The organism is Haliea sp. E17 (assembly GCF_048323675.1).
Taxonomy (GTDB): domain Bacteria; phylum Pseudomonadota; class Gammaproteobacteria; order Pseudomonadales; family Halieaceae; genus Mangrovimicrobium.
Window position 1 is genome coordinate 517,975 of the sequence record NZ_JBLWFK010000001.1, and the last position, 10,576, is coordinate 528,550.

The following is a 10,576-nucleotide window of genomic DNA, read 5'->3' on the forward strand; positions in this document are numbered from 1 at the left end:
ATGCTCGGGGCATTACTATAGAGACATTCCCTTGCCAGCGTCATCCTGTATGCCCATGAAAGACCTGTTGCGTGTTTTCGCCTGCTACCTGTTTGCCTGTACCGCCCTGGCCGCCGACCCGTTGCCGCTGGCGCAGCGCGCCGCAACCCTGCTGGAACAGCGCTGCATGGTCTGTCACGGCTGTTACGACGCCCCCTGCCAGCTCAAGCTGGAGGCGCGCGCCGGACTCGAACGGGGTGCCAGCAAGACCCGGGTCTACGATGCCAGCCGCCTGATCGAGGCGCCGATGAGTCGCCTGTTTATCGACGCACAATCAGTCGAAAAGTGGCGGGAGAAGGGATTTTACCCGGTGCTGGATGAGGACGACCCGGAGCAGGGGCTGGTCTATCGCATGCTGGCCCTGAAGCAGGCCCATCCCCTGCCGGTATCCGGGGCCATGCCCGAGGGCTTTGATTTCTCCCTGGACCGCGAGCAGCAGTGCGCGAAACCGGAAGAGTTCGATGAATTCAGCGAACAGTACCCGCTGTGGGGCATGCCTTTCGGCCTGCCCGGTCTCGGCCCCGAAGAACACGCCGTCCTGACTGACTGGTTGCAGGCGGGCGCGCCTGCCGTAACCGCGCCGCCCCTGAAGGAGGGCGAGCGGGCGGCGTTGCAGGAATGGGAACAGTTTCTCAACGGCGGTGACAACAAGCAGCGCCTGATGGCCCGCTATATCTTCGAGCACCTGTTCCTGGCGGATATCTATTTTGGTGCCGAAGACCATCCGGCCTGGTTCCGCATGGTGCGCTCCACCACGCCGCCCGGTGAGCCGGTAAAGGTGATTGCCAGCCGCCGTCCCTTTGACGATCCGGGCAAAGGGCATTTCTACTATCGCCTGATGCGGCTGGAGAAGCAGCCGCTGCAGAAGAACCATATGCCCTATCGCCTGGACGAGGCGCGTATGGCGCGCTACCGGGAGCTGTTCCTCGCACCCGACTACACGGTCGAATCCCTGCCCGGTTACAGCCTCGATGTGGCTTCCAACCCCTTCCGCAGTTTCGAGGCGATACCCCTGAACTCGCGCTATAACTTCCTGCTCGACGAAGCGCAGTTCACCATCATGAACTTCATCAAGGGACCGGTCTGTCGCGGCAGCGTCGCGCTGAATGTGATCGACGACCGCTTCTGGGTGATGTTCGTCGATCCGGAGCTTATCGACAATGAGCCCGACGCCGCATTTTTATCCCGCGAGGCGGGCAAGATGCGTTTGCCCACGGCGAAAACCGGCACTGCCATTGATATCCTCACCTGGCATCGCTACGCCCGCGACGCGGAAAAATACCGGATAAAACGGGCGAAATACCTGGAGCGCAAGCTGAACTCGGAAAACCGGTCGCTCAAGGCAACGGATATCTGGGACGGCGATGGCCACAACCCCAATGCCGCGCTGACAGTCATGCGCCACTTCGACTCCGCGTCCGTGGTTCAGGGGTTCGTCGGCTCGGTGCCGAAAACCGCCTGGGTTGTCGCGTATCCACTGCTGGAACGCATTCACTACCTGCTGGTGGCGAATTACGACGTCTACGGCTCGGTATCACACCAGCTGGAATCCCGCCTGTACATGGATTTCCTGCGCCTGGAAGGGGAGAGCAACTTCCTCGCCTTCATGCCCAGGGATAAACGCAGCGAAATCTGGCGCTACTGGTATCGCGATGCGCCGGATACGGTGGTTGAGTACTTCAGGGAACTGGAGAAAACGTTTTCTGCCGACAGTGGTTTCTCTTATACCACCGAGACACCCATGGCGGAGTTCCTGCACTTCCAGCAGGAGCGGATTTTCGCTGCGTCTGCACAGCGCTGGGACTACCACGGCAAGGTCTCCACCGAACTGGCGGAAATGCTCGATGCCCTGCAATCACATATCGGCGCGCACAACAGCTTTTTCCCGCAGGCTACCTTCCTCAATGTGATCGGCCCGCAATCGGACCGTGTTTTTACCCTGATCCGGGATTCCGGCTACAGTAACATTGCGCAACTGTTCGAGGAGCATGAACGGCGCCTGCCGGGCGAGGATGTAATGACCGTAGTGGACGGCTTTCTCGGCGCCTATCCCAATTACTTCCTGGTGGTGCACGAGAAGGAGATGCCGGCGTTCGTGCGCAGCGTTGCCGGGCTGAAATCAGCGGCGGACTATGAAACCCTGGTGAAGCGCTGGGGTGTGCAGCGAACCGATCCCTGGTTCTGGTATGTCAGCGACAAATTCCATGCCATGCTCGCGGAGCAGCGCCCGCTGGATGGCGGCCTGCTCGACTACAACCGCTACCGGGTCATGGGAATTCCCGCCGATCGCGCGCCGCAATAGCGGCGCTATTGCAGCGCAATGCGTAAAGCCTCGAATTCTCCGTGATTTACGCCGGTTTTCTGCCGTTCGCGTGAGTTCGCGCCCCATTCGGGTGCATTCGCGGTCGCGGACTGTTAGGCTAGGGGACATTTCTCTGCAACCGCCAGGAAGGAGACATGTCCGAACGCGAAGGCTCCAGCTCTTCCACATCCACGGTACTCATTCCCGTATTCATCCCCGCTGTTGTCGTCATTGTCCTGCTGGTGATCGGGACGATCAGCGACCCCGATCTCGCCGGCAAGCTGTTTTCCCGGACCCTGGCCTATGTCACGCAAACCTTCGGCTGGTTCTACATGCTCTCGGTGGCCTTTTTCCTGGTGTTTATTGTCGGGGTCGCCATGACCCGCTGGGGCAATATCAAACTGGGCCCGGATCATGCTGACCCGCAGTACAGTTTCCCGGCCTGGTTCGCCATGCTGTTTTCCGCGGGCTACGGTATCGCCCTGCTGTTTTTCGGGGTGGCCGAGCCGGTGCTGCATTATTCATCACCACCGATCGGAGCTGCGGAAACCGTCGATGCCGCCAGGCAGGCGATGCAGATCGCATTCTTCCACTGGGGGTTCCATATCTGGGCCATCTACGGGCTGGTCGGCCTGGTGCTGGCCTATTTCGCCTTTCGCCACGGCCTGCCGCTGTCGGTTCGCTCCGCGCTGTATCCCCTGATCGGTGAACGGATCTACGGGCCGATCGGACATGCCGTGGACGTATTTGCCATCCTCGGCACCATGTTCGGTATCGCTACCACGCTCGGGCTTTCCGTCACCCAGATCAATACCGGGCTCAATTACCTTTGGCCGGAGATACCGGTTGCCGATGCCGTGCAGGTCTCCTGTATCGCGATAATCACGGGACTGGCGATTTTCTCGGTGGTAGCCGGTATGGACAGGGGGGTGAAGCGGCTGTCGATCCTGAACATGGTGCTGGCCATTTCCCTGATGCTGTTCGTGTTTGTCGCCGGTCCATCGATTCACATCCTGGAAAGCTTCCTGCAAAACACCGGCGCCTACCTCAATGGCATCATCGCGCGCACCTTCAACCTGCAGGCCTACATTCACAGCGACTGGATCGGCAACTGGACCCTGTTTATTTTCGGCTGGACCATCGCCTGGGCGCCTTTCGTCGGGCTGTTTATCGCCAAGATCAGCCGCGGTCGCACGATTCGCGAATTCGTTATCGGCGTCATGGTGGCGCCCTCGCTGTTCACTTTCATGTGGTTCTCGGTATTCGGTGATACCGCGCTGAGCGAGATCATGGACATGGGTTACACCACGCTGATTAGTGACGTACAGGCCAACCAGGCCATTGCGTTGTTCAAGTTGTACGAGGTGCTGCCGATGACCTCGATTCTCTCTTTCATTACCGTACTGCTGATAATCACGTTTTTCGTGACCTCATCGGATTCCGGATCACTGGTGATCGATTCACTGGCCTCTGGCGGCTCACTGCATACCCCAGTCTGGCAGCGGGTTTTCTGGGCAACCACCGAGGGGGTCGTTGCCGCAACGCTGTTGCTGGCGGGTGGGTTGAGCGCGTTGCAAACGATGACCATCGTCAGCGCGCTGCCTTTCAGCGTTATCATGATTGTCGCAGCCATCGGCATGTGGCGCGCGCTGGTAATCGAGGGCCATCACCAGAGCAGCCTGAAGACGGAGGTGCAGCAGCGCTATTCCGGCACCGGGGGGCACGGCCTGTGGCGCCGCCGGCTGCATTCCCTGGTTTCATTTCCGGACCTGGCCGATGTCCAGACGTTCATGGACACGACGGTGCGCAATGCGATGGCCCAGGTCGAGGGCGAACTGGGCAGGGAGGACTGGGATGCCGAACTGCATATCGACAACGAACACCACCGTATCTACCTCGAGGTGATCAAGGATGCCCGGGTGGATTTCGTCTACGAGGTCCGCCGGGTAGAACATGCACTGCCGGACTTCGCCTACCCGGAGATTCCCCGCAACGACGCGGACCACAAGCACTACTACCGGGCAGAAGTCTTCCTGCGCCGCGGCGGCCAGTCCTACGATGTCTACGGCCTCGACCAGCAGGACATCATCACCGACATCCTCGACCAGTTCGAGAAGCATCTCCACTTCCTGCATGTATCCCCGGCTATCCTGCCCTGGCGGATGGAGGAACACGACGACATGCTGGCTACCCCGCCGGAACCGCCGGAAGAGGCGCCCGGTATCGACGCCGGCAAGCGGGACAGCGCGCGCGAGAAGGCTGAGGGGCGCGCCACCGTATGAGCGGTGCGCGGCTGCTCGCGGCAGCGAAGCAGTTGCCTCGCCGCCATCGATGACAGCGCGCTGCGCTCGCGCCTTCATAATCCCCCGCGGTTTCCGGGCAACCCGCCCCGCCGGCTGCTGTAATCATCTGTAAATGCATTGCTGCCGGCCGGTTTATTAGCCTTCCCAACGTTGAGCAAACGGTCGTCTTGTCATTTAATCAGCAGGTTATAACTGCGCAGCCAGGTCTGACTCCATGAATACAGCGATGCGATTCCTCCGGATTGTGGGTGTTTTTGTCCTGTTGTTCCCGCTTGCGGCCGCGGCCGACGGTGGTGCGAGGACGGTAATAACCCGATTGTCGGATCTGCCGACCCACGTCTACCCGATGCCGGTCAGGCCCAGCGAACTGGTGCTCGACCAGGCGGCGGTCGAAGCGCTGGCCCGGGCCATCGGGGCGGACATCCGCGCTGACCTGGCCGCATACGATATCCAGGACGTTACCGCGGTTCGCCGCATGCATGGCAGCCTGCTGACCATAGCGCTGTTGACCGGCGACATGGCCGAGGCCAGCAAGCAAGTGGCGATAGTGCGCGAGATGCAGGAGAAGGCCTCCGCCCGCCACACCAGCGGGCGCATTCCGGAGGCCTATATCGCGGCGAGTGAGGGCCCGGCGGCAGAATTCGACGCCACCCTGGGTGGACAGCTGGAAGTCGCCCTGGCGTCACTGCCCTGGGACGTGGTGGAGGACAGCCTGCAGGGCACCAAGGGTTACCTGGAGTACGTGTCGGAGGGCATGGTTGTCGGGGACGTGGAAACCTCGCTCGATCCGCCCGCCGCGGAGGGCGGGGAACTGAGCCAGCTGCTGGCGGAAGACCTGCTCGGCGCCGCCTATACCCTCAGCGTAATCCTGCCCAACCGGGACGTCCTGCACCGGGCCTATGCCAGCGTGGTGAACGCGAATAAAGGGTCGCGCAAACCGGATATCTGGGCTGAGCGTGAAGTGGTGCTGGACCCCGCGGACAAACTGGCACCGGTTACCGTGGCGGTCTGGGATTCCGGGGTGGATTTCGCTATTCCGGCGCTGGGCAGGCAGGCCTGGGTAAATACCGGTGAGGTGCCGGGCAACGGGATTGACGATGACGGCGACGGATTTGTCGACGACGTGAACGGCGTGGGCTGGACCCTGCACATGGACTATACCCCGGAGGTGCTCTTCCCGATCACCACCCTGGTCGAGGACCCCGGCCAGTTCCAGCAGTACAGCAAGGGCCTGGGCGATGTGCAGGCCAATATCGACAGCGAGGAGGCCAGCGAGCTCAAGCGCAAGCTGTCCTCCCTGCCGAAGGAAGGCTACCAGCCCTTTATCGAGGGGCTCGGGGCCTATTCCAACTATGCCCACGGCACCCATGTCGCCGGCATCTCGGTGGCGGGGAACCCGGCGGCGCGCCTGATGGCGGCCCGTATCACCTTCGATCACCGGGTGATCGGTGACCGCCCGACCATCGCCATGGCCTACAAGGAGGCGGCCGCGAATGTCAGTACCATCGATTATTTCATCGCCAGGGGGGTGAAAGTGGTCAACATGAGCTGGGGCGGCAACCTGGCCGGGATCGAGGCCGGCCTCGAGCAGACCGGCGCGCCCGGCACGCCGGAGGAGCGCCGGGAACTGGCCCGGAGAATTTACGATATCACCTACCAGGCGCTCGCGGAGGCCATGCGCGACGCGCCGGATATCCTCTTCGTCATCGCCGCGGGCAATTCCGATAACGACGTCAAGTTCGACGAGGTCTATCCGAGTTCCATCGTCCTGCCGAACATCCTGGTGGCCGGCGCGGTGGACCAGGCCGGCGACGAGACTTCCTTCACCAGCTTCGGCAATTCACAGGTCTACGCCAACGGCTTCGAGGTAGAGAGCTACGTGCCGGGCGGAGACCGCCTACCCTTCAGTGGAACCAGCATGGCCGCACCCCAAGTCACCAACCTGGCGGCCAAGCTCTGGGCACTTTATCCGGATTTGACGGTCGCAGATGTAACCCGACTGATTATCGAGGGCGCCGACGAGCGCAGCGAAGGCGAGCGCTCCTACCGCCTGATGAACGCCAGGAAGACGCTGGCACTGGCGGCACAGGAGTACAGCTCCTAGCCCGGGTATTGCACGGGGCGCTGGCAGTCTGGTCGGCGCCTCACAGGAATTCATATTCCAGCAAGGCGCGGATCGTATAGTCGGGATTGTCGTTGTCCAGGCCAAAAATCGCCCCCACTTCCCAGTAGAGCGAGCGCATGGCGCCGAATGACTCCGTCCCGGTCATGACCGGGCCGAGGCCGCTGGTATTTTCGCCCTGGTACCACTCCAGGGCCGGTTCGAAACGCGGCGAGAAGCGATAGCGGCCCTGCATGGACAGGCTGGTCTCGAATTCGTCGCGAATCTCGCCCCCCCACTCGTAGGTCAGGCCGATATTGGCGGTGGCGCTGAAGCGGCCCAGTTCCTTCTCCAGCAGGGCCCGGGTGGAAAACTCGCGGGCGTCCTGCGCATGCTCCTTCTCGAATTCGAACAGCAGGCCGTAGTCGAACAGGTACTCACCCTGCTCGGAGAGTTGCCAGAGCACTTCCGCTTCGTAGGCGTCGATATCAAAATTGCTGTCGGCGCTTTTCTCGCCGACCAGGTAGGCCTCGGCGAAAACCGAATCCGACAGGGCGTGGCCGAGGCTCAACTTGTGCAGCTGCCGGTCCTCCAGTCCGGTGGCCGGTTCCGCACCGGCGTAGGTCATGCGCCATTCCAGTTCCCAGGCGAGTTGCTCCACGTAGGGATGATAGATCCTGTCCACGCTGTTGCCGTCGGCCAGGGCGACGCTGCCCAGTAGCGCGCCAGAAAGTGCCGTGAATCGCCGCTTCACATTTCGCTCCCGGTCCTGCGCAGGGTATCCCCGGCGGTTACCAGCACCAGGGTGAGTGCGCCCAGGTAGAGCAGGAGCTCAATCCCGTTGGGGGTGGCCTCGTAACCGAACACGGCGTACAGGATGACGCCGGGTATCGACTCCTCGCTGACCAGCCGCGAGGAATCCCACAGCGGCGCCAGTGTCGGCAGGTAGTCCACCTGCTCCAGCAGCAGGCTGGCCTGCAGGACCATGCCCGCACTGGTAAGCGCGAGCAGCAGCAGGGCGCTTGCGGCACCGCGCCGGAAGGATTGTGACATGATGAAAGCGTACAACAGGATGCACACGCTGCAGCCGATAATCGCGCCGATGGCGGCGCCGTAAAAAACGGCTGACCGATACTGCGCAATGCCGGCGAAACCGGACACGTAAATCCAGATCTCGGAACCCTCCCTGACCATGGCGGTCGCGACTGCCAGGGTCATCATCGCCGCAGCGGGAGAGAAACCGGTTCGCGTGGCCCGCGGGCGGCCGAAAAAGTAGATGGCGAGGGTAACAAGAACGAATGCGGCAATCTGCAGCGCGGCGTTGATGACTTCCTGGCCGGCGCCGTCGAAACTGTCGGTGATCAGGTCCAGGTTGCCGGCATAGATGACGATACCGCCCAGGGCCAGCGGCAGCGCGCACAGCAGCCATGCCAGGCCCTGCCGCTGGTAGCGACCCAGTGCGATCATCGCACTGATCATTACCGCGGCTTCGAGCACTTCGCGCAGGACGAGAATGACCGCATCGATCAACATGGCGGCGCTACTCGACGATCACTCTGCCCTGGGCAGTCCTGGGGTTGAATTCGCCGAAGAAAGGGTAGACCCCCGGCTCCAGCGGGCCGATGAATATTTTTGCACTGCGCCCTCCGACAATGACTTTCTCGCGGTTGAGTTCATAGCTCTCGAATTCCTCGGGTGTGGCGTCCCTGTTGTAGACGATCAGTTGCACCTTGGTGTGCGCCGGGATGGTGATTTCAGCCGGGTGAAACAGCTTGTCGCGGATTTCCAGTTCGACCACCGGCGCCCCCGCGGCAGCGCTGTCGGCCAGCAGCGCGAGTAGCAGCAGGGCGCGGCCCCGGGTCACTGGCGGTTCTCCGGGGAGAACCGGATAAGCACCCGCAGGCCGCCCAGCGGGCTGTCGTCCAGGCTGATTTTGCCGCCGTGAAGCTGGGCGATGTGGCTGACGATGGTCAGGCCGAGGCCGGAGCCGGTGCTGTTGTCGCTGTCCGTCGAACCGGTGCGATAGAAACGCTGGAATACTATTTCGCGTTCCTCCGGGGGTATGCCGGGACCGGAATCCTCAACAACGAGTTCCGCGGTGTTGGCGCCGGTGGCCGCGACCGATACCTGTATCTCCCCGCCGGGCTGGGTATAGCGATTGGCATTCTGCAGCAGGTTGTTGAGCAGTATTTCCAGCATGCCCGGGTCGCCGGCCAGGCTGGTCGCGCTGCCGTTGAGGGACAGCGCCTGGGATTTGGCCTCGAACGCCGGCCAGTGTTGCGCGGTCACCCGTTGCGCGATGGCGTGGAGGTCCACCCGCTCGAAACTCCCGCGTATCGCCTCCGGATTGGTGCGGTTCAGGTCGAGAATCTGCTCGACCAGCCGGTGCATTCGCTCCACGCCGGCCCTGGCGTGGGCGAGACCGTCGTGTCCAGCGGGTACCTCGGCGGCGAGGTTGTGGAGGTGGACTTTCAATATACTCAGGGGGGTGCGCAGTTCATGGGCGGCGTGCGAGGCGAAGTGCCGCTCCCGCTCCAGCGCTCCGGACAAACGGGAGAGCAGGGAGTTGGTGGAATCGATAAGCGGCGCCAGTTCGCTGGGCGGGTCGCGGAAACTGATGGGTTCGAGATTGTCGCTGCGCCGGTGGTTGATCTGGGTGGTCAGTTCGCGCAGCGGGCGCAGTCCCCAGCCTACCAGTACCCAGATCAGCAGCGCCGATACCGGCAGCCAGATCAGCCAGGGCAGGACGGATTCGAGGACCACCCGTTCAGCGACCTGGTGCCGCAGGTCGGCGCGCTCGGCAACGATGTAGACGGTGTCGCCGTCCGGGCTGCGGGTAAAAGTACGCCAGCGATAACCGCCGGCGTTGGTGAACTGGTAGCCGGGTTCGAAGGCGGCAAGCGGTTCCCCTGGCGCGTCTTCTGAGGACAGGGCCAGCGCTCCGTTGCGCCATACCTGGAAGAGGAAGCCGCGCTCCCCGTGGTGGCGCGGTGTACCCTCGGCGGCAGCGGTGTAATCCAGGATTTCACTGACGTAGGCCAGTTGCTGGTCCAGCATGGTCTCCGCTTCCTTCATGCTGGCCAGGTAACCGTTGAGCGCCGCCAAAAAAGACACCAGCGCGAACGCCGCGACCAGCAGGAGCATCAGGTAGCCGCGCAGGGATTTCATTGGCCGGGTACGGTGTAGCCTATACCACGTACAGTCTTGATGAATCCCTCGGGCATCTTCTTGCGCAGGTGGTGGACATGCACTTCCAGTGCATTGCTGGCGATTTCCTCGCCCCAGCTGTACATGCGGGTCTCGATGGCGTCGCGGGTCAGGACCTTGCCGGCGCTTTCCATCAGCAACTTGAGCAGCATGTATTCGCGGCGCGGCAGGTCGACCGTGTTGCCGCCGACGGCGACGCGGTGCGCCGCGGTGTCGAGTTCCACTGCACCGTTGGTGATGAGGGAGGAGGCGCTGATCGACAGGCGGCGCTCGAAGACCCGCAGGCGGGCCGCGAGCTCTTGCATCTCGAAGGGCTTGGGCAGGTAGTCATCGGCGCCGCCGTCCAGTCCGGTGATCTTGTCCTCGAGGGTATCGCGCGCCGTCAGTACCAGGACCGGGATTCGCCTGCCGCTGCCACGCAGGCGGGCCAGGACTTCCAGGCCGTCCATGTCGGGCAGCCCGAGATCGAGGATGACCACATCCGCCGGCTCGGTTAGCAGGGCGGCCAGTGCGAGCTTGCCGCTGGCCACGTGATTGACGACAAAGCCTTCCAGCGTGAGCGCCTTTCTCAGCCCCAGTGCCAGAGATGCATCATCTTCAACCAGTAGTACCTGCATACGCCGG

The 10,576-nt window shown here is 62.5% G+C and carries 8 protein-coding genes; 3 read left to right on the forward strand and 5 right to left on the reverse strand.

The genetic code is table 11. The features are described 5' to 3' along the window. The first annotated feature begins 49 nt into the window (after positions 1 to 49). The 3 genes from ACNKU3_RS02260 (at position 50) to ACNKU3_RS02270 (ending at position 6,748) form a co-directional block, all read left to right on the forward strand. Entirely contained in the window at positions 50 to 2,341 is a 2,292-nt protein-coding gene (locus ACNKU3_RS02260) for a fatty acid cis/trans isomerase (RefSeq protein WP_418257782.1), read from the forward strand. A gap of 155 nt (positions 2,342 to 2,496) precedes the next feature. Further along, the gene (locus ACNKU3_RS02265; protein WP_418257783.1) at positions 2,497 to 4,623 is read left to right on the forward strand and encodes a BCCT family transporter; all 2,127 of its coding nucleotides are present in this window, start codon (positions 2,497 to 2,499) and stop codon (positions 4,621 to 4,623) included. A 337-nt stretch (positions 4,624 to 4,960) separates the two neighbouring features. Then, on the forward strand, positions 4,961 to 6,748 hold the full coding sequence (locus tag ACNKU3_RS02270; RefSeq protein ID WP_418257784.1) for a S8 family serine peptidase: 1,788 nt from the start codon (positions 4,961 to 4,963) through the stop codon (positions 6,746 to 6,748). 40 nt (positions 6,749 to 6,788) lie between these two features. Here the strand turns inward: ACNKU3_RS02270 and ACNKU3_RS02275 are convergent, their stop codons facing one another. Genes ACNKU3_RS02275 through ACNKU3_RS02295 form a run of 5 tightly spaced genes read right to left on the reverse strand, consistent with a single transcriptional unit; the run spans position 6,789 to position 10,569 of the window. Next, positions 6,789 to 7,499, reverse strand: coding sequence for a hypothetical protein (locus tag ACNKU3_RS02275; protein WP_418257785.1), 711 nt, complete (start codon positions 7,497 to 7,499; stop codon positions 6,789 to 6,791). Next, positions 7,496 to 8,278: an FTR1 family protein gene (locus ACNKU3_RS02280; protein ID WP_418257786.1), complete on the reverse strand. Its 783-nt coding sequence runs from the start codon at positions 8,276 to 8,278 to the stop codon at positions 7,496 to 7,498. The genes ACNKU3_RS02275 and ACNKU3_RS02280 overlap by 4 nt, the downstream gene beginning before the upstream one ends. 7 nt (positions 8,279 to 8,285) lie before the next feature. Then, positions 8,286 to 8,609 carry a cupredoxin domain-containing protein gene (locus ACNKU3_RS02285; protein ID WP_418257787.1) on the reverse strand — a complete coding sequence of 108 codons (324 nt, stop codon included), beginning with the start codon at positions 8,607 to 8,609 and terminating at the stop codon, positions 8,286 to 8,288. Then, entirely contained in the window at positions 8,606 to 9,913 is a 1,308-nt protein-coding gene (locus ACNKU3_RS02290) for an ATP-binding protein (protein ID WP_418257788.1), read from the reverse strand. The genes ACNKU3_RS02285 and ACNKU3_RS02290 overlap by 4 nt, the downstream gene beginning before the upstream one ends. Continuing rightward, on the reverse strand, positions 9,910 to 10,569 hold the full coding sequence (locus ACNKU3_RS02295; RefSeq protein ID WP_418257789.1) for a response regulator: 660 nt from the start codon (positions 10,567 to 10,569) through the stop codon (positions 9,910 to 9,912). Before ACNKU3_RS02295 ends, ACNKU3_RS02290 begins: the two co-directional genes overlap by 4 nt. Positions 10,570 to 10,576: the final 7 nt, after the last annotated feature.